At 41.9% G+C, this 24,355-nt stretch carries 22 protein-coding genes, 1 tRNA gene, 1 pseudogene and 1 other annotated feature; of the genes and pseudogenes, 22 read left to right on the top strand and 2 right to left on the bottom strand.

Going from position 1 to position 24,355, the window contains the following annotated elements; genetic code table 11:
• The 20 genes and pseudogenes from GXZ17_RS00940 to GXZ17_RS00845 all read left to right on the top strand — a co-directional run.
• Positions 1–418: glycine cleavage T C-terminal barrel domain-containing protein (locus tag GXZ17_RS00940; protein ID WP_409375415.1), on the top strand; the 418-nt coding region annotated here is incomplete at its 5' end.
• Between the two features lie 5 nt (positions 419–423).
• Positions 424–804, top strand: coding sequence for a glycine cleavage system protein GcvH (gcvH, locus tag GXZ17_RS00935; RefSeq protein WP_409375414.1), 381 nt, complete (start codon positions 424–426; stop codon positions 802–804).
• Complete coding sequence (locus GXZ17_RS00930) at positions 801–1,586, top strand: biotin/lipoate A/B protein ligase family protein (RefSeq protein WP_409375413.1); 786 nt, start codon at positions 801–803, stop codon at positions 1,584–1,586. The genes gcvH and GXZ17_RS00930 overlap by 4 nt, the downstream gene beginning before the upstream one ends.
• A gap of 211 nt (positions 1,587–1,797) precedes the next feature.
• Positions 1,798–2,045, top strand: a binding site (T-box leader).
• Positions 2,046–2,072: 27 nt separating this feature from the next.
• Entirely contained in the window at positions 2,073–3,476 is a 1,404-nt protein-coding gene (locus GXZ17_RS00925; RefSeq protein WP_409375412.1) for an anthranilate synthase component I family protein, read from the top strand.
• Positions 3,476–4,052: pseudogene (locus GXZ17_RS00920) on the top strand (anthranilate synthase component II). The gene GXZ17_RS00925 and the pseudogene GXZ17_RS00920 overlap by 1 nt, the downstream one beginning before the upstream one ends.
• Complete coding sequence (gene trpD / locus GXZ17_RS00915) at positions 4,046–5,080, top strand: anthranilate phosphoribosyltransferase (protein ID WP_409375411.1); 1,035 nt, start codon at positions 4,046–4,048, stop codon at positions 5,078–5,080. Before GXZ17_RS00920 ends, trpD begins: the two are co-directional and overlap by 7 nt.
• Entirely contained in the window at positions 5,077–5,877 is an 801-nt protein-coding gene (gene trpC, locus GXZ17_RS00910) for an indole-3-glycerol phosphate synthase TrpC (RefSeq protein WP_409375410.1), read from the top strand. Before trpD ends, trpC begins: the two co-directional genes overlap by 4 nt.
• Entirely contained in the window at positions 5,864–6,469 is a 606-nt protein-coding gene (locus GXZ17_RS00905; RefSeq protein ID WP_409375409.1) for a phosphoribosylanthranilate isomerase, read from the top strand. Before trpC ends, GXZ17_RS00905 begins: the two co-directional genes overlap by 14 nt.
• Position 6,470: 1 nt before the next feature.
• The gene (trpB, locus tag GXZ17_RS00900; protein WP_409375408.1) at positions 6,471–7,655 is read left to right on the top strand and encodes a tryptophan synthase subunit beta; all 1,185 of its coding nucleotides are present in this window, start codon (positions 6,471–6,473) and stop codon (positions 7,653–7,655) included.
• Complete coding sequence (trpA, locus tag GXZ17_RS00895) at positions 7,648–8,433, top strand: tryptophan synthase subunit alpha (RefSeq protein WP_409375407.1); 786 nt, start codon at positions 7,648–7,650, stop codon at positions 8,431–8,433. The genes trpB and trpA overlap by 8 nt, the downstream gene beginning before the upstream one ends.
• Positions 8,434–8,725: 292 nt before the next feature.
• Entirely contained in the window at positions 8,726–9,358 is a 633-nt protein-coding gene (locus tag GXZ17_RS00890; protein WP_409375406.1) for an MBL fold metallo-hydrolase, read from the top strand.
• A gap of 132 nt (positions 9,359–9,490) precedes the next feature.
• Positions 9,491–9,793: a (2Fe-2S) ferredoxin domain-containing protein gene (locus GXZ17_RS00885; protein WP_409375416.1), complete on the top strand. Its 303-nt coding sequence runs from the start codon at positions 9,491–9,493 to the stop codon at positions 9,791–9,793.
• Positions 9,780–11,498: a [Fe-Fe] hydrogenase large subunit C-terminal domain-containing protein gene (locus tag GXZ17_RS00880; protein ID WP_409375405.1), complete on the top strand. Its 1,719-nt coding sequence runs from the start codon at positions 9,780–9,782 to the stop codon at positions 11,496–11,498. Before GXZ17_RS00885 ends, GXZ17_RS00880 begins: the two co-directional genes overlap by 14 nt.
• Complete coding sequence (locus GXZ17_RS00875; protein WP_409375404.1) at positions 11,495–12,649, top strand: SpoIIE family protein phosphatase; 1,155 nt, start codon at positions 11,495–11,497, stop codon at positions 12,647–12,649. Before GXZ17_RS00880 ends, GXZ17_RS00875 begins: the two co-directional genes overlap by 4 nt.
• A gap of 33 nt (positions 12,650–12,682) precedes the next feature.
• Positions 12,683–13,198 carry an NADH-quinone oxidoreductase subunit NuoE gene (gene nuoE, locus GXZ17_RS00870; protein ID WP_409375403.1) on the top strand — a complete coding sequence of 172 codons (516 nt, stop codon included), beginning with the start codon at positions 12,683–12,685 and terminating at the stop codon, positions 13,196–13,198.
• Complete coding sequence (locus GXZ17_RS00865) at positions 13,188–15,080, top strand: NADH-ubiquinone oxidoreductase-F iron-sulfur binding region domain-containing protein (RefSeq protein WP_409375402.1); 1,893 nt, start codon at positions 13,188–13,190, stop codon at positions 15,078–15,080. Before nuoE ends, GXZ17_RS00865 begins: the two co-directional genes overlap by 11 nt.
• Positions 15,073–17,112: a [FeFe] hydrogenase, group A gene (locus GXZ17_RS00860; RefSeq protein ID WP_409375401.1), complete on the top strand. Its 2,040-nt coding sequence runs from the start codon at positions 15,073–15,075 to the stop codon at positions 17,110–17,112. The genes GXZ17_RS00865 and GXZ17_RS00860 overlap by 8 nt, the downstream gene beginning before the upstream one ends.
• A 47-nt stretch (positions 17,113–17,159) precedes the next feature.
• Positions 17,160–17,235 (top strand) — tRNA-Ala (locus GXZ17_RS00855).
• A gap of 50 nt (positions 17,236–17,285) precedes the next feature.
• Entirely contained in the window at positions 17,286–19,745 is a 2,460-nt protein-coding gene (gene leuS / locus GXZ17_RS00850) for a leucine--tRNA ligase (RefSeq protein WP_409375400.1), read from the top strand.
• 1 nt (position 19,746) lies between these two features.
• Complete coding sequence (locus GXZ17_RS00845; protein ID WP_409375399.1) at positions 19,747–20,289, top strand: helix-hairpin-helix domain-containing protein; 543 nt, start codon at positions 19,747–19,749, stop codon at positions 20,287–20,289.
• A 357-nt stretch (positions 20,290–20,646) separates the two neighbouring features.
• Here the strand turns inward: GXZ17_RS00845 and GXZ17_RS00840 are convergent, their stop codons facing one another.
• Positions 20,647–21,105 (bottom strand): Asp23/Gls24 family envelope stress response protein, encoded by a 459-nt coding sequence (locus GXZ17_RS00840; protein WP_409375398.1) that lies wholly within the window; start codon positions 21,103–21,105, stop codon positions 20,647–20,649.
• Between the two features lie 485 nt (positions 21,106–21,590).
• On the opposite strand from GXZ17_RS00840, the gene GXZ17_RS00835 reads away from it, so the two are divergent.
• Both GXZ17_RS00835 and GXZ17_RS00830 read left to right on the top strand, forming a co-directional pair.
• Positions 21,591–22,109 (top strand): glycogen-binding domain-containing protein, encoded by a 519-nt coding sequence (locus GXZ17_RS00835; RefSeq protein ID WP_409375397.1) that lies wholly within the window; start codon positions 21,591–21,593, stop codon positions 22,107–22,109.
• Complete coding sequence (locus tag GXZ17_RS00830) at positions 22,106–23,074, top strand: hypothetical protein (protein ID WP_409375396.1); 969 nt, start codon at positions 22,106–22,108, stop codon at positions 23,072–23,074. The genes GXZ17_RS00835 and GXZ17_RS00830 overlap by 4 nt, the downstream gene beginning before the upstream one ends.
• 3 nt (positions 23,075–23,077) lie before the next feature.
• On the opposite strand, the gene GXZ17_RS00825 is transcribed toward GXZ17_RS00830, so the two are convergent.
• Positions 23,078–24,136 (bottom strand): 3-isopropylmalate dehydrogenase, encoded by a 1,059-nt coding sequence (locus GXZ17_RS00825; protein ID WP_409375395.1) that lies wholly within the window; start codon positions 24,134–24,136, stop codon positions 23,078–23,080.
• Positions 24,137–24,355 lie beyond the last annotated feature (219 nt).

Raw genomic sequence — 24,355 nt, 5'->3', positions numbered from 1 at the left:
GGGGGCAAGAGACCTTTTGCGTTTTGAAGCTACCTTCCCTCTTTATGGTCAGGAGATAGATGAGACCATTACTCCTCTTGAGCTGGGGAGAGAGGATCTTGTAGACTGGGAGAAAGCCGATTTTATTGGTAAAAAACCTCTTCTTCTGGAGAAAGAAGAAGGTTCTAAAAAGAGATTGGTGGGGTTAGAGATTCTGGGGCGAAGAATACCTCGTTATGGCTACCCCCTCTACACTAAAGAAGGGATGCCCTGCGGTTATGTAACCCGTGGTAACTATGCTTTTGCCGGGCATCAAGTTTTAGCTCTGGGGTTTATTAGCTCTATCTCCGGTGAAAAAGGGGAGACTTTGCTGGTAGCTGCACCCCGGACTCGACTGGAAGCAATAATAGTGAATTTACCTTTTGGGGAAGGAGGTTAATAAATGTGAATATTCCCGATAATTTACTTTATACCCGGGAACATTTCTGGGTAAAAAAAGGAGATTTGGCTACTTGTGGCATTACTGATTACGCTCAAAATGAGCTGGGAGATGTAATATTTGTAGAACTGCCCGAAGAGGGTAAGAAAGTAAAGCAAGGAGATAAAATAGGGGAAGTAGAATCGATAAAAACAGTTTCTTATTTATATGCTCCCCTTTCTGGAGAAGTAATGGAAGTAAACAGAGAGTTGGACAAAAGACCCGAGTTAATTAATCAGAGTCCCTACGGAGAGGGCTGGATTTGTAAAATCCAGCCGGAAAACGAAGAAGAATTTAAGAATTTGATGAATAAAGAGGAGTACGAAGTATTTTTGAAAACTCAATGAAAAAAGTGGTTAGAGTTCTCGTTGATCCTCCCCTCTCTGGCTATGAAAATATGAGCAGAGATGAAGCACTCCTGGAGATGGGTTTTCCCGATGCTCCCCTTACTTTGCGTTTTTTTGAGTGGGAGGAAGGAACTCTCTCGGTGGGGAGATTCCAGAAAACTACCGAAATAGATTTTGACTACCTTAAAACTAAAAATATTCCTTTAGTACGCCGACCTACCGGGGGACGAGCTATTTTGCACGATAAGGAGGTTACTTTCAGTCTCTTTATTCCCACTTCTTCTTTTGAGAAACATACTTTTTATTATAAGGAATTGCAAAAAGTACTGACCCGGATGATGGAAAAGATGGGAATAAAAGTAGACGAAAAAACAGAATCAGGGATTTATACTTCTTCCCCTTATTGTTTTTCTATCAATGTTGCTCATGAGATAACGATCGGAGGAAGGAAAATTATTGGAGTGGCTCAAGCTCGAGGAGAGAGGGGAAATCTCTTTCAAGCTTCCTTTATTTTAGAGGGGAACAGAGAAGAAGTTGCTTCCTGCTTTAAGAAAAAAGAAAAAATTCAGAAAGAATTAGAAAATAGCCTTCTTGCCCTCTGTGAAGTTCTTTCTCCTTTACCCGAGAAAAGGAAAATTTATCGGTTATTTTTAGAAAGTTTAAGAGAAGAGTGGGGCGTAGAGATAGAAAAAGGAGAGTGGAGTGCTGAAGAGTTAGAAAAAGCAGAAGAACTCTTTTCCACTAAATATTATCCTGGTTCTTCGTATCACACCGAAAGATGAGCAGGTGAATTTTTGTCAATATTCTCCTAAAATCTCGCCTGAAGGGGGGTAGTTTTATTCTCATAAAATATCATCCCTTTTACTGGATGTTACTGAATGACAACAGTACATGTTTTCATAAGTACTCATCATCTCCAGATTAACCCAAAACTATATAAAGCCCGTTACCTCTTGACGAAGAGAAAAAGTTGTGCTTTAATAAGCGCCAATAAGAAAAGCGATGATGAGGGAGAGTAGCTTTTTTCCTTCAACTACAGAGAGCCAGGGTAGGTGGAAGCCTGGTGTTGGAGAGAAAGGTGAATGGGCCTCGGAGCAGCTCATCGAAAGGGAATACTCGAGTAGACTGAGACGGTTCTTTCCCGCTAAAGAAAGTAGGTATAGTAGTTTTTGTACCGAAAGAGTGAACGGTTAACGCCGTTAATGAGAGTGGTACCGCGAGTTTAAGCCCTCGTCTCTTGACGAGGGCTTTTTTTATGGGAGGAAAACATGGAGATAAAACCAGATAGGGAAAAATTTAAAAAGTTGTCGGCTGAGGGTTATGATTTTATTCCCCTTTATGCCGAGCAGCTGGCCGACCGACTTACTCCGGTATCGTTAGTAGACAAATTTCGGGGAGAAACTCCCCTGATTTTACTGGAGAGTGCAGAAAGAGGGGAAAAATGGGGGCGTTATTCTTTTTTAATCCGAGGGGGAGAAGAGGTAAAAATTGAAGACTTTACTGACATTATTTCCCTTCTGGAGAGAGAATTTGCTTCTTACTCCGTTTATCCTGAACCTTCCCTTCCTTTTCTGGGGGGAGCAGTGGGTTTTCTGAGTTATGATGCAGTGAAAACCTGGGAGAAAACTATTTCTCGCCGGAAGATAAGCTATCCATTAGCCTACTGGATAAAAAGCAACCGTTTTCTCTATTTTGACCACCTCAAACATCTTTTGGGAGCAGTATATGTTGCCCGGGGAGGCGAAGAAGAAGATTATAACCAGGGGAAAAAGTGGATAGAAGAAACTTATGAGAGAATAGGTCAATCATCCTCTCCCTCCTCCTTTTTTGCAACTAAAGGAGAGGTGGAGTGTGCTCTTAGTGAGGAAGAATTTAGAGAAAAAGTAGAAAAAGTGAGAGACTTTATCCGGGAAGGACATGCTTCCCAGGTAGTTATTTCCCAGCGCTTTTCTCAAGCTTTTTCTGGCGACCCTTTTATCCCCTATCGTTTTTTGCGCTCGTTGAACCCTTCTCCTTATCTTTTTTATCTGGAGACTGACCAGTTTCAGATGGCTGGATCTTCTCCGGAGATGCTCATAAAAATAGAGAATGGGAAAATTTTCACCAAACCCATTGCTGGAACGAGAAAGAGACTGTCTTCCATTCCTGAGGAAGAAATAATAGGAGACTTACTTAATGACGAGAAAGAAATTGCCGAACATGTGATGCTCTTAGACCTGGGAAGAAGTGATCTGGGGAGAGTATGTGATAGAGGAACAGTACAGGTGGAAAAATTTATGGATATAGAACGCTATTCCCATGTTTTTCATATCGTATCTACTGTTTCTGGTAGGTTAGCCCCTTGCATTTCTCCCTGGAGGGCACTACAGGCATCTTTTCCTGCAGGAACAGTTAGTGGGGCGCCTAAGGTGAGAGCTATGGAGATAATCGAAGAGTTGGAACCTCTCCCCCGGGGGCCTTATGCTGGAGCATTAGGATATGTGAGTTTAAATGGCAACCTCGATACCTGCATCATTATCCGCAGCATCTTTTTCCGGGAAGGAAAAGCGGAAGTTCAGGCGGGGGCAGGGATTGTTTATGATTCTCTCCCTCAGAAAGAATATGAGGAAACACGAAGTAAAGCCGAGGCTTTACTTTTAGCTTTAAATTTAGCCGGAAGGGGGAATGATTAATGATTCTCTTGATTGACAATTACGATTCTTTCACCTATAACCTGGTGCAATATTTAGGAGAGCTAACTGCAGAAGAAATCAAAGTATTCCGTAACGATGAAATTTCTATCTCAGAAGTGGAGCAAATGAAACCGGCAAAGATTGTTATCTCTCCTGGCTCTGGAGAGCCACAGGAGGCGGGAATTAGCAATGAGATAATTTCCTGTTTTCCCTCTATCCCCACTTTAGGGGTGTGTCTTTGGCCATCAGTGTGTTGCCTGGGCTGAAGGGGGAAAGGTAGTAAAAGCCCCTCGACCTTACCACGGGAAAAAGTCTTTAGTTTATCTTTTTCCCTCTCCTCTTTTTCGAGGATTACCTCCCCGGATCTGGGTGGGTAGATATCACTCTCTCATTGTCGAGCGAGAAAGTTTACCACCTTCCTTAGAGGTCATCGCCCAAACAGAAAGTGGAGAAATAATGGCTTTGCAGCATATTTCTCGCCTTCTTTTTGGGGTGCAATTTCACCCTGAATCAGTTCTGACTCCTCAGGGAAAAACAATTTTAAAGAATTTTCTGGAGGTGGGACTCTCATGTTAAAAACCGCTCGAGATTTCTTAGAGTACATAATAGAAGGTAAAAGGCTCACCAGGAAGGATTCCTATTCTCTGATGAGGGGCTTGATGGAAGGAGAGTTTACTTCTTCCCAGATGGGAGCACTCTTATCTTCTCTGCGGATGCGCAAAGAAGATGGAGGAGAAATTGCCGGATTTGCAGAAGCGATGAGAGAAAAAGCAATGAATTTTTCAGTTTCTTCCCTTTCTGTGGCTGATAATTGTGGGACAGGAGGAGATGGACAGGGAACCTTCAACATCTCTACTGCTTCCGCTTTTGTAGCTTTATCTTCCGGGCTAAAAATAGTAAAACACGGTAATCGTTCAGTTTCCAGCCGCTGTGGTAGTGCAGATTTACTGGAAATCCTGGGGATAAAGGTAGATATGGAAAGAGAAAAAATGCAAACTCTTTTTGAAGAAACAGGATTTGCCTTTCTTTATGCACCGCTCTACCATCCTGCTACACGGACAGTGCAAGGAGTGAGAAAAGAACTGGGAATTAGAACCGTTTTCAACCTCTTAGGACCTCTTACCAATCCTTGCCCCATGGATTATAAGCTGGTGGGTGTTTATTCTCCGGAACTTATTGAGCCTGTTGCTTCAACCCTGGCTACTCTTGGGGTGAAAAGAGGTTTGGTAGTGTGGGGAGAGCCAGGTTTAGATGAGATAAGTACCACTGGAGAGAGTAAGTTAGCTTTTGTAGAAGGAGGTAAAATAACTTTTTCCTCTTTTCATCCCGAAGAAGCAGGCTTTCCAGTAAGAAATATAGAGGAGCTAAGAGGAGGAACACCTGCTGAAAACGCCCGGATTTTTGTGAATATTTTGGGAGGAGAAGAAAAAGGAGCACGCAGAGAAGCAGTAGTTTTAAATAGCGCTTTTTTGCTCTGGATAGGAGAAGAAGCTCAAGATTTAGAAGAGGCTATAGAAAAGGTAGAAGAAGCAATCCACTCTGGAAGAGCGCTGCAAACGTTGAAAAGAGTGGTAAAGGTAAGCAGAGCCCTGGAGGGAGAATGATGGAGGGGTTTCTGGAAAAAATAGTAGTAGGAAAGAAAAAGAGGCTTCTGGAAGGGAAGCAATATTCTTCCCGGGAAGTGGTAGATGTATTTAGTGAGCGAGAGAAGAAGAAAAATACTCTTCTCTCCTCCTTGAGGAATTCACCCGAACCTAACATCATAGCTGAGATTAAGAAGGCTTCTCCTTCTCGGGGGGTGTTGATAGAAGGAAGTTTCCTTCCTTTCTTAGAAGAATACGAAGAAGGAGAGGCGGTAGCAATATCAGTGGTGACTGAAGAAGATTATTTTCAAGGGAGTCTGGAGATGTTTCGGGAAGTGAGAAAAATTACCCCTCTTCCTCTTCTCCGTAAAGATTTCGTAATAGAAGAAACCCAGATTTATGAATCAGCGCAAAATGGAGCAGATGCTCTCCTTTTAATTGCTGGTCTTCTTTCCCGGGAACGACTGCAACGCTTTGTTTACCTCTGCACTCTTTTGCATCTCCTCCCCTGGGTGGAAGTCCATGATGAGGAAGATGTAGAAAAAGCACTACAGGCTCACGCTCCTTTAATTGGCATCAACAATCGTAATCTGGCCACTTTTCAGGTTTCTCTTCAAGTTTCAGAGCGACTTTGTCGAAAAATCCCTCCCTCGGTGATAGTGGTGGCAGAAAGTGGAATTAAAAGTAGAAATGATATAAAAAGATTAATGGATAAAGGGATAAACAATTTTTTGATAGGAGAGACCTTGATTACTTCCTGCCACCCAGCTGAGAAATTAAGGGAACTTAGAGGGGGAGTGGAAGTTGCCCCGGGTTAAGGTTTGTGGAGTTAAAGAAAAAAGAGATGTTTTACTTCTGGGTGAATTTCCTATCTGGGCCTTAGGCTTTATTTTGGTGGAGGATAGCCCCCGTTTTATTCTTCCCGAGAAAGCGAAAGAGGTAGTTAACTCTCTACCTTCTCGGATAATGAAAGTAGGGGTTTTCCAGAATCAAAGCATAGAGGAAGTGAATAAATTACGAGAGTTGTGCAGTTTTGACTTAATACAATTACATGGTGAAGAAAGCCCTGTTTTTTGCGAAAAATTGGGGAAAGGAGTGATTAAAGCTTTTTCTGTGGGAGAAGATTTTGATGTCACTATGGTAGAAGAATACCTTCCAGTAGTGGATTTCCTGCTTTTCGATAGCAAAAAAGCAGGAAGCGGGATAACTTTCCCCTGGGAGAAGATAAAAGGGATCAGTTTTCCCAAACCAATAATAATCGGAGGAGGCTTAAAAGAGGAAAATATCTGGCAGTGTCTTTCTCTTCTGCATCCTTTTGCTTTGGACTTGAATAGCGGAGTGGAAATTTACCCCGGGAAAAAGGATCCTGAAAAAGTAAAAAGAATTTTAGAAAAGATAGGAGGAAAATAAAATGGAAAAGGCAGGATTTTTTGGAGAATTTGGGGGGAAATTCGTTCCCGAAATTTTAATTCATCCCTTAGAGGAGTTAGAGGAAGCTTACGAATATTACCGAAAGGATGAAAAATTCCAGGAGGAATTAAATTATTACCTGAAAAATTATGCTGGAAGGCCTACTCCTCTTTACCTGGCAGAGCGCTTAACCGAATCCTGGAAAGGAGCGCGGGTTTATTTGAAAAGAGAAGACTTAAACCATACTGGCTCTCATAAAATAAACAATACTCTGGGCCAGGCATTACTGGCTAAAAAAATGGGTAAAAAGAGAATTATTGCCGAAACCGGAGCGGGACAACATGGAGTGGCTACAGCTACCGTTGCCGCTCTTTTGGGCTTGGAATGTCAGGTGTATATGGGAGCAAAGGACGTAGAAAGACAAAAACTCAACGCCTTTCGTATGAAGATTTTGGGAGCAGAGGTGATTCCAGTTTATAGTGGAAGTCAGACCTTGAAAGATGCCATAAACGAAGCTATGAGAGACTGGGTAAGAAGCTTAGATACTACTCACTATGTTATTGGCTCTGTTGTAGGACCTCATCCTTATCCTCAAATGGTGCGTGATTTTCAATCGGTAATTGGTAGAGAAACTAAAAAGCAGATAGTAGAAAAAGAAGGGAGACTCCCCGACTATGCTTTAGCTTGTGTGGGGGGAGGAAGCAATGCTATGGGAATGTTTTATGAATTTTTTCCCGATAATGTAGCTCTCATAGGTGTAGAAGCAGGAGGACGGGGAATAGAGACCGGAAAACATGCTGCCAGTATTGGAGGAGGAAGAAAGGGAATTCTTCATGGAAGCTTGAGCTATGTATTGCAGGATGAGTTTGGGCAGATTCAAGAAACTCACTCCGTATCTGCTGGTCTTGACTACCCCGGGGTGGGGCCAGAGCATAGCTATCTTTTCTCTTCCGGTCGAGCCCAGTATGTATCAGTTACTGATGAAGAAGCCCTGCAGGCCTTTTTAGAACTTTCTAAAAAAGAGGGAATTATACCGGCTCTGGAGAGCGCCCATGCGGTAGCTTATGCTTCTAAAATAGCACCTCATCTTCCGGGGAAAGTTATGGTGATATGTCTCTCTGGGCGAGGAGACAAAGATGTAGAAGAGGTTCTACGCTACTTAGAGGAGGAAAAGAGAAATGGCTGACATATTAAAAGAAAAATTAGAAGAGAGAAGGAAAAAGGGGAAGCTTCTCATTCCTTATCTTACTTTTGGTTATCCTGATATTCCTACTTTTCTGGATTTGATACAAATTTGTGAAGAAGAAGGAGTGGATGCGCTGGAAGTGGGTATTCCTCACTCTGACCCTGTTGCCGATGGCCCTGTAATTCAAACTACTTCTCAGAGAGCCTTAGAGAAAGGAGTTACCCCTCCTCTGGTTGTGGAAACTTTGCGAAAAGAAAGAACTGCCTTACCTTTGATAGCTATGACTTATGGCAACATCGTTTACCAGTATGGATTTTCCCGCTTTGCTCAAGATTTTAAAGATGCCGGGTTTTCAGGGTTAATCATTGCTGATTTTCCCTGGGAGGCACGACATTTTGAAAAAGAAATGGAAGGATACTTATCCCGGGTACTACTTGCTTCTGTTACTTCTTCCCCGGCGAGGATAAAACAGATTGCCAGAGAGAGCGAGGGTTTTGTTTATCTGGTTTCCGGTAAAGGTACGACCGGTCAGGTGGAGATGGAGGAAGAGCGCCTGCGGGAAGTAGTAGAGCTTATAAAAGAAGCCTCTTCTTCTTTAGTGCTTATCGGTTTTGGAGTGAACTCACCAGAAAAAGCTCAAAAATTGGCTCAAATCGCTGATGGGGTAATAATAGGCTCTGCTCTTTTGCAGGTCATTATTCAAGAAGAAAGAAGTCCCCAACGAGGATTTCGCCGTCTTCTTTCTTCTTATTGCCAGGCTCTTGATAAGACATCATAAAAAGCTTCATCCAACTTGCGGCTTTTTCCCAGAAAAATCTCCTATTTTCAGGTATACTTGAGGTACAGATCCTTGATTTATCAGCCTTTCTTCTTAGTAGGTTATCTAAAAACCCTTTGTAGTTCTAGAATTATTATGAGAGTTATAGAGTAGGTGGTAAACCCCGTCACCGGACTATCCTTAACCTGGGTTCTTATAGTTCTCTTTTCTAAAGCAGGGAAAGAAAGTACAAGGGTTTTGGTTATCTATTTTATAGTAAATTATAGTAGAATAAATGCAGGAGGTGAGGAAGTTGAAAATTCGTTGGTTTGGACATTCTTTCTTTTTAGTGACGAGTGGAGACACGAAAATAGCCTTTGACCCTTTTGATGATAGTGTTGGTTATCCCCTCCCTCAAGTAGAGGCAGATTTAGTTGTAGTAAGTCATGACCATTTTGACCACAATAACGTTTCTCTGGTGCGGGGACACCCTGAGATAATTAAAGAACCAGGGGTTTATGAAAAAAATGGGATTAAGGTAGAAATTTTCTCTACTTTTCATGATGAGGTAGGGGGAAAGAAACGGGGTAAAAATAATGTTGCCCGGTTGGAATTGGAGGGGATGTCTCTCATTCACGCTGGAGATTTAGGAATAATACCTCCAGATGAGGAGCTATCTTCCTGGAAACCGGTAGATATTTTATTGCTTCCGGTAGGAGGGATTTTCACTATTGATGCTCAAGAAGCTCAAGAATTGGTTTCCAAGCTTTCTCCTCATCTTGTAATACCGATGCACTACCGAACTGAATATACTAAATTTGAACTTAATCCTCTGGAACCTTTTCTGCAGGGTTTTAGGGAGGTGAAGAGGTTGGGTAGTTCTGAGGTAGAAGTTACTCGAGAGATTCTCCCGACTAATCTGGAAGTGTGGGTTTTAGAAATCTAAATTTATGTTATAATAACCAGCTAAAATATAATTTGATTAATTTATTATGAAAAACATAAAAACTGAGGGAGGTGATTTCACTCCCTCTGTTTTTATGTTCGATGTTTTTGGTTATCTTAAAGATAAAGTGGTATATTCTTTTTTTTAGGAGAGGTAAGGATGGTTACTATATCGGTTTGTGTAGGTAGTTCTTGTCATCTTAAGGGGGCTTATGAGATTATTGAAATTTGTGAAGAGTTGATTGAAAAATTAAAGCTTAAAGATCAGATAGAATTAAAAGGTAATTTTTGTCTGGGAAGATGCACAGAAGAGGGGGTTACTGTAATGGTGGATGATGAGATACTCAGTGGGGTTTCTCCTCAGAATTTCAGGGAGATTTTCCAGGAGAAGATTTTGAAAAAGCTGGGAGAAGATGGTACTGATGGGAGTAATTAGCACCATTGAGGCAAGATGCCGGGATTGCTATAAATGTATACGCAATTGTCCGGTGAAGGCCATTCGGGTAAGTTTAGGACACGCTGAAGTTGTGGATGAAAGATGCATAAAAGATGGACGCTGTGTTCTGGTTTGCCCTCAAGATGCTAAAAAAATTCAAAATGACCTTCCCCGGGTTCAAGAACTGCTCCAGGGAGAAGACCCGGTAGTGGTCAGTTTAGCTCCTTCTTTTGTAGCCGCTTTTTCTGAGGTCACAGAAGGACAGATAGTGGCGGCTTTGAAAAAACTGGGTTTTCAAGAAGTACGAGAAACAGCGGAAGGGGCAGAGTGGGTAGCCAGAGAGCATGCCCGGCTTTTAGATGAGGGGAAAAGAAATATTATTTCTAGTTCCTGTCCAGCTATCAATGCTTTGATTTATAAGTATTATCCTCAATATGTTTCTTACCTTGCTCCAGTTGTCTCTCCTATGGTTGCTCATGCTCGTTTAATCCGTCAGGAGTATGAAAAAGTAAAAGTGGTCTTTATCGGTCCTTGCATTGCCAAAAAAGCAGAAATTGAAGAGGAAGAAGTAAAAGGAGAAGTAGATGCAGTTTTAACTTTCGAAGAATTAAAAACCTGGTTTCAAGAAGAGAATATCTCTCTTTCTGCGTTAGAGGAAGAAGAAATGGGTTTATCTTCAGTGGAGTGGGGAAGAGCTTTCCCCGTGGAAGGAGGACTCCTGAAAACTGCTTCTTTGGATACCGGGATTTTGTCCAAAGAAGTTATGGTAATAACTGGAATCGACCGTTGTCGTCAGTTTTTAGATGATTTAAAAGACACCAAAGGTGATTTTGAAATGGTGGAAATGATGTCCTGTGAGGGAGGCTGCATTGATGGACCGGTGCTCCGCTCTTCGCTTTCTCCTTACGAACGGCGGAAAAAAGTCATTGACTATACCGAAAAAGCTAAGATGGCTTCTAATCCTCCACCAGAGAAAAAAATTATTTCTGTTCCCACTTTTAGTCGAAACTTTGCACCTCATCCCATACCTCAGCCAGAAGTTCCGGAAGAAGAGATAAAAAGGATTTTATCTCTTACCAGTAAATTTTCTCCTCAAGATGAGCTAAATTGTGGTGCTTGTGGGTATAACACCTGTCGAGAAAAAGCTCAAGCGGTTTATCAGGGCATGGCGGAAGCGGAGATGTGTATTCCTTTTATGCGGGCAAGAGCAGAATCTTTTTCCAGCTTTTTGATTGCAGTAACTCCCAATGGTATTGTGCTGGTTGATGAAAATCTGCGCATTGTGGATATTAACCCGGCTCTTCGTAGGATGTTCGGTTTGACGGGGAAGTTAGTGGTGGGGGGGAAATTAGACCAGCTTACTGATCCATCTCCTTTTGTGGAGGCGTTGCGCACTAAAAAGATGGTCACCAGAGAGGTGTTTTATCCTCAATACCAGAACCTTTACGTTCAATTGTCTGTTTTTTATCTGGAGAAGTCTCAGCTTCTTATGGGGGTATTTGTGGATTTGACCAAAGAAAAGGAAAGAGAAGTTTTGATGGAGCAAATCAAAGAAGAAACTTTAGAGAAAGCTCAACAGGTCATTAATAACCAGATGAGAGTAGCTCAGGAAATTGCCAGCTTATTAGGGGAAACTACTGCTGAAACTAAAGTTCTTCTAGATAAGTTGATGAAAATACTCCGGGGAGAATCGGTAGAGGGATGAAAGACCTCTTTGTAGAGTTTGCCTATGCTCAGCTTCCCAAATGGGGGGAAGAGCTTTGTGGAGATAGTGTGAGTTATGATAAGGGAAATAATTCTACCATACTGGCCTGGTCTGATGGTTTGGGTAGTGGAGTAAAGGCTAATATTCTTTCCACTCTGACTTCAAAAATTATTGTTTCCATGTTGAAAAGAGAATCTACTTTGGAAGAAGTGATAGCCACTTTAGCAGAAACCTTACCGGTGTGTAAGGTGAGGAAAATTGCCTATAGTACTTTTTCTGTAGTACAGGTTCTCTCCAGTGGAGAGACCTATGTAGCAGAGTTTGATAATCCCCCTCTTTTCTGGTTGCGTAATGGAAGGTTGATGCACCTGGATAGAAAAGAAAGAGAAATAGGAGAGAGGGTGGTTTTAGAATCTATAATGAGGGTGCAAAAAAATGATTGGATTGTAGGAGTAACCGATGGAGTGGTTCATGCTGGGATTGGAGGCTTGTGGAATTTGGGATGGAGATGGGAAAAAATCGCCTCTTTTTTAGAAAATACTGTTAATGACCAGCTGGATGCTTTGACTCTAGCTAATAAAGTAATAGCTACTACTAAAAGGCTTTATCAGGATAGATTAGGTGATGATGCTACCTGTGTGGTAGCTAAAATACGTCTTCCTCGTTACTTAATAGTGTGGGCCGGGCCTCCTGAAGACCCGGCTTTAGATGAATATATAGTCAAAAGGGTAATGGAATTTCCGGGTAAGAAAGCAGTGTGTGGTGGTACTACAGGAAACATTTTAGCCCGGGTTTTGGACAAAGAAATAGAAGTAGATTTAACTTCTCTCCAAAAAGATATTCCTCCGGTAGGAATGATGGAAGGAGTGGATTTACTTACTGAAGGGATCCTGACTCTGGCCACAGTTCTTCGCCGACTGCGGAAAGGAGTGGAGTTAGAAGAAGTTATTTACCAGCGAGATGGGGCTAGCCGTTTACTCTCGCTTCTCCTAGAAGCGGATGAGATTACCTTTATAGGAGGAAGAGCTATCAATCCTGCTCACCAAAATCCTAAACTCTCCGGAGAGCTTTCGCTAAAAGCTCGGTTGTTAGAGGATATAGTTAGTGAGTTACAAAAAAGAGGGAAAATAGTAAATCTGGAATATTACTAAAAAACTAATGTTATCTATAAAGGGGGTAGAGTGATGGAAATAGAAAAAGAAAGCTTAGTTCTCAGTCGTCAGTTTGAAAAGGTCAATGCTATTCTGAGAAAATATTCTCATAATGTGGACAATTTGATTGCCATACTACAGGAGATTCAGTCGGAATATCGCTATCTGCCAGAAGAAATTCTCACCTATGTTGCTACTGCTCTACAGGTTTCTCCAGCGCACGTCTATGGGGTGGCTACTTTTTATGCTCAGTTTTCTCTGGAGCCCAAAGGTGAACATATTATCAGGGTTTGTGACGGTACTGCGTGTCATGTAAAGGGTTCTGCGCAAATTTTGAAGGCAGTTCGAGAAAATTTGGGATTGAGAGAAGGAGAAAACACCACCTCAGATTTGATGTTCACTGTGGAGACGGTGGCTTGTATTGGGGCTTGTGCTCTGGCTCCGGCTCTTATGGTAGATGAAGAAGTTTATGGTCAAATGGACGAAGAAAAAGTGCAGCAGCTTGTTGATCACCTGTTAGGGGAAGGAGAGAAAGTAGATGCGGTTTGAAAATCGGGAACAATTAGAAAAATATATTATTGAATTAAAAAACAAAAACGGAAAGAAGAAAGTCCTGATTTGTGGAGGGTTAGGGTGCTTAGCTAAAGGAGCAGAAGAAGTACTTGATACCTTCAGGAAAGTGATAGAAAGAGAAAAAGTAGAAGCAGAAGTGGAGAAATTAGAAGAAAGTCCTCACCTGGTTAAAACTGGTTGTATGGGACTTTGTGAAGCCGGACCTCTCGTGAGGATAGAACCGGAAGGGATTCTTTATTTAAGGGTCAAGCCTGAAGACGTAGAGGAAATAGTAGATAAGAGCCTGAAAGAGGGGGAAGTGGTAGAAAGATTAGTTTACCAGGAAAAAGTGAATGGAGAAGTTCACTATTGGCCCCATCTTAAAGATGTTCCTTTTTACCGAAAGCAAGTTAAAATTGCGCTTCGCAACTGTGGTTCTATTGACCCTCAGAATCTGGATGAATATTTAGCCCGGGATGGTTACCTGGCTTTAGCTCAAGTTCTCAATGAAAAAACTCCTGATGAGGTTATCGAAGAAATTACTAAATCTGGTTTGCGGGGAAGAGGAGGAGGAGGTTTCCCCACCGGGAGGAAATGGCAATTTGCTCGGGTGGTTAAAGCAGATAAAAAATACATTATTTGCAACGGTGATGAAGGTGACCCGGGCGCTTTCATGGATAGGAGCGTGATGGAGGGAGACCCCCACTCTATTTTAGAAGGTATGGCCATTGCCGGTTATGCCATAGGAGCACAGGAAGGATATATTTATGTGCGAACTGAGTATCCTCTGGCAGTGAAGCACCTTAGAAAAGCTATAGAAGATGCAGAAAGAGCTGGATTTCTGGGAGATAACATTTTAGGTAGTGATTTCTCTTTCCGGATTATAGTTCGGGAAGGGGCAGGAGCTTTTGTCTGCGGAGAAGAAACAGCTTTGATTGCTTCTATTGAAGGTAAAAGAGGTATGCCCAACCCTCGTCCTCCTTATCCTGCCTATCGGGGTCTGTGGGGTAAACCTACAGTGATCAATAACGTTGAAACTTTGACCAACGTGCCGATAATCATGCTCCGGGGAGCAGATTGGTTTCGCTCTTTTGGCACCGCAAGTAGTGCGGGAACTAAAACTTTTGCCCTGGCCGGTAAAATTAAAAATACCGGGTTGGTAGAAGTTCCTATGGGAGTTACCTTGCGAGATTTGATTTTTGGTATTGGAGGAGGAATACAGGACGACAAAAAGTTCAAAGCGGTGCAGATTGGAGGGCCTTCAGGAGGATGTTTAACTGAGAGACATCTTGATTTACCCATTGATTACGATTCCCTATCTGGAGCAGGGGCTATTATGGGGTCTGGTGGGTTAGTAGTATTAGATGAGGATACCTGTATTCCAGAAGTGGCTCGCTTTTTCATGAACTTTACTCAAAATGAATCTTGTGGCAAATGTGTTCCTTGTCGAGAGGGAACTAAACATATGTTAGGCTTGTTACAGAAAGTAGTAAAGGGAGAAGCCACCACTTCTGATCTGGAACTTTTAGAAGAGACCGCCCAGGTGGTAAGGGATTCCTCTTTGTGCGGTTTAGGCAAAACTGCTCCGAATCCTGTTCTTACCACTCTTTTTTATTTCCGGGATGAGTATTTAGACCATGTGGTCCACAAGGTTTGCCCTGCTCATATTTGCCAGGCTATGAAAGAATACAGGATTGACCCGGAAAAGTGCCGTGCTTGTGCCAAGTGTGCGCGAGTTTGTCCGGTATCCTGCATTTCTGGCCGTCCTCGGGTGCCTTATGTTATAGATCAGGAAAAGTGTACTAAATGTGGGGCTTGTTTTGAAGCCTGTCCCTTTGATTCCATAATTGTGGAGTGGAGGAAAAAAGAAGATGAATGAAAAAATAGCTAAAAAAGCAGTAGTGGTAGATGGGCAAGAAATTATTTTAAACGGTGAAAAGAATATTCTGGAAGTAGCCAAGAAAGCCAACATCGAAATTCCCACTTTTTGTTATCATTCTGACCTCAGCGTTTATGGAGCTTGTCGAATGTGCCTTGTGGAGGTGGAAGGGCGAGGTCTTATGCCTGCTTGCTCCACTTCTCCTGAGGCGGGGATGGTGATAAAGACTACTACTTCTCGAGTTCTTCAGGCCCGGCGCATGATAGTAGAATTTTACCTGGCTAATCATGAGAGAGATTGCACAGTTTGCGAGAGAAACCTTAACTGTCGCCTGCAGGCAATCGCTGCTTCACTGGGAATAGACGAAGTTAGATTCGGAGAGAGAGAAGAAAAGTTACCCAGGGATACTTCTACATTTTCTTTAGTCCGGGACCCTAATCGTTGTATTCTATGTGGAGATTGTGTGCGAGCTTGCAAAGAAATAGAAAATATTGGAATTTATGATTTTACTCAGCGAGGCTCTCAAACCAAAGTGGAACCTGCTTTTGGGAAAAAACTCTCAGAAGTGGAGTGCGTTTATTGCGGGCAATGCTCCGTTCGTTGTCCTACCGGTGCTTTAGTAGTAAAATCAGAGGTCAATAGTGCCTGGGAAGCTGTTCTTGATTCTGATTTGATGGTGGTGGCTCAAATTGCTCCAGCTGTGCGAGTAGCCATAGGAGAGGCTTTTGGACTTCCTCCAGGAGAAATTACTACTGGTAAAATCGTAGCTGCTCTGAAGAAAATTGGTTTCGATCGGGTTTATGATACAGCTTTCAGCGCTGATTTAACCGTAATAGAAGAAGCTGAAGAGTTTTTCAGGCGCTTACAAAAAGGAGAGAGGCTTCCTCAGTTTACTTCTTGTTGCCCCTCCTGGGTAATATATGCGGAGAGAAATTATCCTTTTTATCTGGAGAATCTTTCCTCGGCTCGTTCTCCCCAGCAGATGTTTGGATCGGTAATCAAGAATTTCATTTATGAAGCGGAAAATACTCCTCGGGAGAAAATAGTTTCTGTTTCCATAATGCCCTGTACAGCCAAAAAATTTGAAGCTCGACGTCCAGAGTTCATTCACGACGAAATTCCCGATGTAGATATAGTTTTGACTGCTCAGGAAACCATTAGAATGATAAAAACTGCTAATATCGATTTTAAAGAATTAGACCCACTTCCTTTTGATGTTCCTCTGGGGGCAGGAAGTGGAGCAGGAGTTATCTTTGGAGTAACAGGAGGAGTAACGGAAGCGGTTCTGAGATACGCTTATGAACGTCTGACTGGCCAGGAGCTGAAAGAGGTAGAATTTAAGGGAGTAAGAGGCATGGATAGCACGAGAGAAGCAGAAGTAGATTTTGGAGGAAGGAAAGTCAAAGTAGCTATTGTTCACGGTTTAGCCAATGCTCAGAAGCTGGTAAAAGATATGAGAAGTGGCGAGAGATATTATGACTTTGTGGAAGTGATGAATTGTCCTGGAGGTTGTATTGGAGGGGGAGGAATGCCCCTTGAGTATCCTGATTACCAGGAGGTTTTACGCCGCAGAGCAGAAGGTCTCTACAACGCCGATCGTCTGAGTGTGGTTCGTAAAGCTCAGGATAATCCCTCCATTAAGTTCTTATACGAAAAGTGGTTGAAAGAAGCTAATAGTGAAATTGCAGAACATCATCTTCATACTTACTATTACTCCCGTCGTCGAATTAGTGATGAGATGATTCGCATTCAGGAAGCCAAAAGTGCTCAGAAAGTGGATATTGCAGTTTGTGTAGGCACCAGTTGTTATCTCAAAGGCTCCTATGACCTTCTTCAGGAGTTACTGGAGTTAACTAAAGAATATGGAGTAGAAGACAGGGTGAGCGTGGGAGCTACTTTCTGTTTAGAGCGGTGTACTGAAGGCCCCAATATTCGGATTAACGAAGAAGTATTTTCAGGGATAAGTAAGGACAATCTTCGGCAAATTTTTGAAGAAGCGGTTTTAAGTAAATTAGTAGCTGAGACTCATTGACGGATAGAAGTAGTTTGCGTATAATGTATAGGGTTTTTGAAAGGTAAGGGGCTGTAGCGCAGTTGGGAGCGCGTCTCCTTGGCGTGGAGAAGGTCACGGGTTCAACTCCCGTCAGCTCCACCAGATGATAAGCTCGCCCCCGGGGGCGAGCTTTTTTTGTGGGAGGTTTAAAGGTGCTCCAGGATTATGATTTTACAGAGATAGAGCTTAAGTGGCAGGAAATCTGGCAGAAAAAAAGGATTTTTGAAGTAGAAATAGATGAAAATAGGGAAAAGTACTATGTTTTAGAAATGTTTCCCTATCCCTCTGGCGAGCCGCATGTAGGCCATGCTAAGAATTATATTATCGGAGATGTGGTAGCCCGCTATTTCATGCGTCAAGGTTATAACGTTTTGCACCCTATGGGCTTTGATGCTTTTGGTTTACCGGCGGAAAACGCCGCTATCCAGCATGGTATTCATCCTGCTATCTGGACCCAAGATAAAATTAACCAGATGAGGGAGATATTGAAGCGATTGGGTATCAGCTATGACTGGAGAAGAGAGGTTATAACTTGTGAGCCCGATTATTACCGTTTCACTCAATGGTTTTTCCTTCTTTTCTACAAAAATGGTCTGGCTTATAAAAAAGAAGCTCCAGTTAACTGGTGCCCTTCTTGTTCTACGGTTTTAGCTAATGAGCAAGTAATAGATGGAACGTGTGAACGCTGTGGAACAGAGGTGGTTCGCAAAAAACTTGATCAATGGTATTTTCGAATTACTCGTTATGCCGAAGATTTACTAAAAGACATGGATCTTTTAGGAAACTGGCCAGAAAAAGTTTTAACTATGCAAAAAAACTGGATAGGTAGAAGCGAGGGGGCATATATTGATTTTCTCCTGGATAATGGTGAAAAAGTTACCGTTTTTACCACTCGTCCCGACACTATCTACGGTGCGACTTTTTTTGTTCTGGCTCCTGAACATCCTCTGGTAGATGAGCTGGTAACCGGTACTCCCTATGAGGAAAAAGTGAAAGAGTTTCGGGAAAAAATGGCTCGGAAAAGTGAGGTAGAGCGTCTCTCCGATGTTACCGAAAAAGAAGGAATGTATATCGGCCAGGAAATTTTAAATCCAGTAAGTGGAGAAAAAATTCCCATTTGGATAGCTGATTATGTGCTCTTAGAATATGGAACGGGAGCAGTAATGGCTGTTCCAGCACATGATGAACGGGATCATCAATTTGCTCAAAAATATGGTCTTCCAATTAGACCGGTGATCAAAAAGATAGATGGAGACGAATACTGTTTTACTGAGCCAGGTATCATGGTAAATTCTGGCCCTTTTTCTGGTCTACCATCTGAAGAGGGTAAAAAGAAAGTAATAGAGTTTTTAGAGGAAAGAGGAATAGGTAAAGGTGCAGTGTCTTATCGTCTGCGAGATTGGTTAATTTCTCGACAGCGCTACTGGGGAGCACCTATTCCCATAATATATTGTGAGCGCTGTGGAGAGGTGCCAGTGCCGGAGGAAGATTTGCCAGTATTGCTGCCCCCGGATGTAGATTTTCTGCCTGGTGGTCCTTCCCCTCTGGCTCGAAGTCCAGAGTTTGTTAATACTACCTGTCCTCAGTGCGGAGGGAAGGCCAGGCGAGAGACTGATACTATGGATACTTTTGTTTGTTCTTCCTGGTATTATTTGCGCTACACCTCTCCGGAAGCAAAAGATAGACCATTCCGCAAGGAAGATGTAGATTACTGGATGCCAGTAGACCAGTATATAGGAGGGGTAGAGCATGCTATTCTTCATCTTCTTTACTCTCGTTTTTTTACTAAAGTGCTTAATGATTTAGGTTTAGTTGATTTTCGGGAGCCATTTTCTAACCTTTTTGCCCAGGGTATGATTACCAAGGGTGGAGTTAAAATGTCTAAGTCTAAAGGAAACACGGTAAGTCCTCGAGAAATCATTAACCGTTTTGGTGCTGATACGGTAAGGGTGTTTATTCTCTTTGCCGGACCTCCGGAGCTGGATATGGAGTGGTCAGATCAAGGAGTGGAAGGAGCCTTTCGATTTTTAAATCGGGTGTGGAGAACAGTAGGTAGAGTTATTGAATTTCCAACGCAGGAAATTGAGATAGATGAAGGAAGAATGGAAGCTCTGGAACGTAAAGTACATCAAACTATTTTCCGGGTAACTCGAGACATCCAGGAAAAGTTCCACTTTAACACTGCTATCAGCTCTTTGATGGAGCTTTTGAACGAGATGATTGATTATGTGCGATTTTTAGAAGAGAAAGGAGCTAGCTTTGAAGAAAAAGAAATACTGGTTTTCGCTTCTCGAACCTTGGTTTCTCTTCTAAATCCTATTGCTCCTCACCTGAGTGAAGAGCTCTGGCAGCTTCTAGGGGAAAAAGACTTGCTTTCCACAGAGAGCTGGCCTGTTTATCAAAAAGAAAAAATGTATGAAGAAGAAGTAGAAGTGATAGTGCAAATCAACGGCAGAGTGAGGAGTAAGGTGGTGGTCTCCAGAGGTTCTTCTAAAGAAGAGGTTTTAGCTCTGGCTTTGCAGGATGAAAAAGTAAAAAGCTGGCTAAATCATGGGGAAATTAAAAAAAGCATTTATGTACCAGACAAATTAATCAATCTGGTGGTGGGATGAGGTGGATTTTTCTCGTGAGGAAAGATTAGCACTTTTAGTAATTTCTTTGGTGGTAGTTTCAGGGCTGGGATTTATAGCTTGGAGGAATTTTTCTACACCCGGGGTCAGTGAAGAAACATTACTTGTTATTCAAGTGGATGGAGCAGTAAACTCTCCGGGTATTTATAGAGTCAAATCCGGAACTCGCATTTTTGAAGCTCTGGAACTGGCAGGGGGAACTAAAAAGGATGCTCAGACTGAAGACATGAATTTAGCTCTTCCCGTTTATGATGGACAGAGAATATCTATTCCCTCTTCTACTACTACTTCTCTAAAAGATAGAGCTGCCACTCCTGAGGTGCGGTCAGCTCTTCAAATGGTAAACGTTAATACTGCTTCTCAAAAAGAGCTGGAATCTTTACCGGGGATTGGTGAAGTGATTGCCCAGCGCATCATAGAATACCGAGAACAGAATGGCTCTTTTTCTCGTTCTGAGGAACTTCTTAAAGTAAAAGGTATAGGGGAAAAGAAGCTGGAGGCAATAAAAGATTTGATTACCTTTTAATTGCGGTTTTCTGCATAGATAGCAGAGCCGAACAACAGATGGCGTCCCCTTGTGACCTCCTAGAAAAAACAAAAATATAGAATTGTCTACGGTGTAAGATTAAAGAAGACTAAAAAGGTGAGAAAAAAATTAAAGAAATTTTTACGCTAAAGAAAAGGCACTCCAGTGTTGTGGTGGTTGGTTTCAATTTTGGATTCTCACAAGAGAAAATATGAAATTACCTACCACACCATACAAAAAAAGATAACATCCTGCAGTAACAGCATACAAAATCACTCCGAGATTGCGCTGTGGTCATAGGGATGAGCTTTCCAAAAAGAGTAGGCTATAGTGATTTTTATGATTAACTATGCTTCCCTAATAAGCTGTGTTTTCTTCCTCTTCCTTTTCCTTTTCGGAATAAGAAACATCTCTAATGCTTATATCTATTTTATTAACCGTCATCCCGGTTTTATTTTCGATTACCTTTTTTACTTCTTTTTGTACTTCTTTCGCTACTTCAATTAAAGAGGAGTCAATATTAACCACTAAAGATATTTCTAAATTTACCGTTTTATCTTTTAGCTCTACTTTCACCCCTTTGTTAATATCTTTTCTACCTACTAGAGTGCTTAAGGGAGCAGCAGGTAATCCCCCCATGCTGGTTACCCCGGGAACTTTCATAGTGGTGATAGCTGCCAGAGTAGCTATAATATCTGGAGAAATAGTAATTTCTCCCGCTATTTCTTCCTCTTTGATCATCTCTTCTTTGTTATTTTCCGTTGTCATTTCTTCTACATTATTCTGTGCTGTCATCTCTTCTTTTCTTTCTTCCATAGATTTAACACCTCCTTTTTTATAGGACCTACACACTTCCATTACATTTTACAACAAAATGATAAAAAATAGAACTGTAAATAACGTTTACTTCTCTCTTCGACTAAAAAATACATATTAAAGACCTTTATAACAGGAAAGACTTTATACTACTTGTAAATATAATCACGCAAAAGATTAGGATTGGAAAAGGGTTTTTAAGACGGATTTAAATAAATGATTTTCTACAGCAAACTGATTTATACGAGATATAGCTCTTATGAGGGCAGCGATAACCTTAAAAGAAGAAATGGTTTAGCGATGAATTTACTGGTTTTTTGAAAAAAGTAATTGGGGAGTAATATTGTGAGCTCATGAGGTGCTGCATGAATGCTTTATGGGTGGTCACACTATATGTTGTGGAGGGAGCAATATATTGAACAAGATAAACTTATCTTTTGAAACTGAAACCCCCAGGTTTACGTATAAAGAATCAGGTGAAGAGTATGGATATAATGGATACAAAAGAAGAGAAACTTATTGAATATCTGGAAAGCTTACCTCAGCTTGAGGTAAGCGAAGATTTTGCTCAGCAAGTTATGCACCGAATAGAAGGGCGCAAAAAGCGTTCGTGTTATGCTGATTATAAAAAATGGGCAGTGGTCTCTTTAGCGGCTGTGTTTCTCGTTTTGATTTTCTTTAGCGATCTTCCTTTGCTTCCTGAGCTGGAGATTTCTCCTTCTCTAGGTTATCGGAAAATAGAGTTGGTTTTTTATTCTCCTTCTCAAAGCTCCCGAACAGTAGCAGTAGCAGGAGATTTTAGCGGTTGGGACTACCTGCAAATGGAGAAAGTTAAAGAAGATTGTTGGAGAATCACGTTAAAGGTTAAACCAGGTAAATATCAGTATGGTTTTTTAGTAGATGGTAAAGAATGGGTAGCTGACCCCAATTCTTTCCGACAGGTTCCCGATGGATTTGGGAAATTTAACTCGGTGCTGGTGGTTAACGGTGAATCGAGCTCATGAAGAAAGAGATTTTTGTTTTATTCCTTGTCTTTTTCTTGTTTTTTGTGGGAATAGCTCCCCTATGGGCGGCAAGCGACCCTTTTTCTCTCATTGAAAAATCCTCTTATCCAGAAGAGGATAAGGAGTATCTTCGGGACCAGGTAGATTCTTTAATAAAAGAAGCACAGGAAAAAAATCTTCCTCTCTCTCCCATTGTTTCCAAACTCAAAGAAGGTTTAACCAAGAAAGTCACTCCTAATGAACTGGTGAAAACTTTGAATCATAAAAAGGATTCTCTGGAGAAAGCTCAGGAAATTTTGCAAAGGAATGGGGTGAAAGAAGAAGATTTAATAATCAATTTGGCTTTATCTCTAGAGTTATCCGTTTCTCCTGAGGTAGTAGAAGAAACTTTAAACAAAGCCTTGGCTAATGATGGAAAGCGTTTGCAGTTGATAGTGGATTCCCTGTCTTCTCTTTTAGAGATGGGGGTGGATCCGGAGAGAGCTGGGGAGATCGTAGAAAAGGTGGCAGATAAGAATCTTTCCTCTCGAGAGATGAAAAAGATGGCTCAACTCCTCGAGAGGGCCCGCAGAGCAGGAGCAGATTCTGAACAAGTTGCCAAAGTATTAGCTGATGCTCTGGATAAATATGACAATTTTAATCTTGTAGAGATGGAAGTCCAACAGTTTATTGCTTCTTCTCGGGAAAAACCAGCTCTTCGGTCGGGACAAGGGGTGACAGTTTCTTCACCGGGAATAACCTCTGGAGGCACTCCAGCACAAGAAGGAGGAACACCTCTGGAAACTACTACTACCCCATCTCCTACGGGTAAACCTCCTATCCAGGAAGGAGGAACGCCTTTGGAAACCGCTCCTTCCTCTGAGACAAAACCCCCGGTAGGAGAGGGAGGAGGAACAGCTGGAGAGCAGCAGTCCTCCTCTACAGGTAAACCTCCGGCACAAGAAGGAGGAACACCTTTAGACTGATCCCTAAACTAGGGAGGCTATTAAATTCCCTACTTCAGAAGTGGTGAGTCCCATTTGCCCGGCACTCATACTTTTGATTTTTCCACTTTCTAAAGCTTTAATCAGGGCTTCCTCTACTTTTTGAGCCGCTTCTTCTTCTCCTATATGAGATAGTAGCATTTGCAAAGCAGAAATGGCTGCCAATGGATTGATCATATTTTTCCCCGTGTATTTAGGGGCGGAACCCCCGATAGGCTCAAACATAGAAACTCCCTCGGGGTTGATGTTGCCACCGGCTGCTATTCCCATACCTCCTTGAATCATAGCTCCTAAATCAGTAATGATGTCGCCGAACATGTTATCGGTTACTATTACATCGAACCACTCGGGGTTTTTGACCATCCACATGGTAGTAGCATCTACATGAGCATAGTCAGTTTTAATATCGGGATATTCCTGAGCTACTTCTTGAAAAGTTCTTTCCCATAAGTCAAAGGCATAAGTTAAAACGTTGGTTTTACCGCACAGGGTGAGTTTATTATTTTTATTTCTTTTTCTGGTAAATTCAAAAGCAAAACGAATGCATCGTTCTACTCCCCGACGAGTGTTGATAGATTCCTGGGTTGCTACTTCGTGAGGGGTACCTCGATGCAAGACTCCTCCTGCTCCTACGTATAAGCCCTCGGTATTTTCTCTCACCACCACGAAATCTATGTCTTCTGGCCCTTTATCTTTGAGGGGGGTCCACACTCTGGGATAAAGTTTTACTGGTCGGAGATTAATGTACTGGTCTAAAGAAAAGCGCAGTTTCAGTAAAATTCCTCGCTCCAGAATTCCTGGCTTTACTTCAGGATGCCCTATGGCTCCCAGATAAAGAGCGTCTAATTGCTTGAATTCTTCAATAGCCGAATCGGGTAAAGTTTCTCCTGTTTTAAGATAATGTTCTCCTCCAAAGGGATAAAAAATAGTAGTGTAAGAAAAACCTGACTTTTTAGAAACAGCTTCTAAAACCTTGAGTCCTTCTCTTACTACTTCTGGTCCTGTCCCATCTCCGGGTATCTCGCCCAGGCGATAAGTTTTCATTTTTTTCTACTTTCTGTTGTTTTTGGTCTATATTTTATCATTTTCCTTTTACTTTTGCTGACTTCGTAACTGTCATCAAACATTTTTTACCCATCTTTAGCAATTATGCTGATGAACTGTCATTCTTCCTGAAAAATTAATATTTCAAATTGCCGAGTGCGCATAGTACAGTTTTTTGGGATTATGAGGGGGGTTTCCCCCTCTCGACAAAAATTGAAT

The sequence above is a fragment of the Candidatus Sordicultor fermentans genome (assembly GCF_012728195.1).
GTDB classification, from domain to species: domain Bacteria; phylum Atribacterota; class Atribacteria; order Atribacterales; family Caldatribacteriaceae; genus Sordicultor; species Sordicultor fermentans.
Note: the sequence above shows the minus strand (reverse complement) of the source record. Positions and strands in the feature narration are given on the sequence as shown.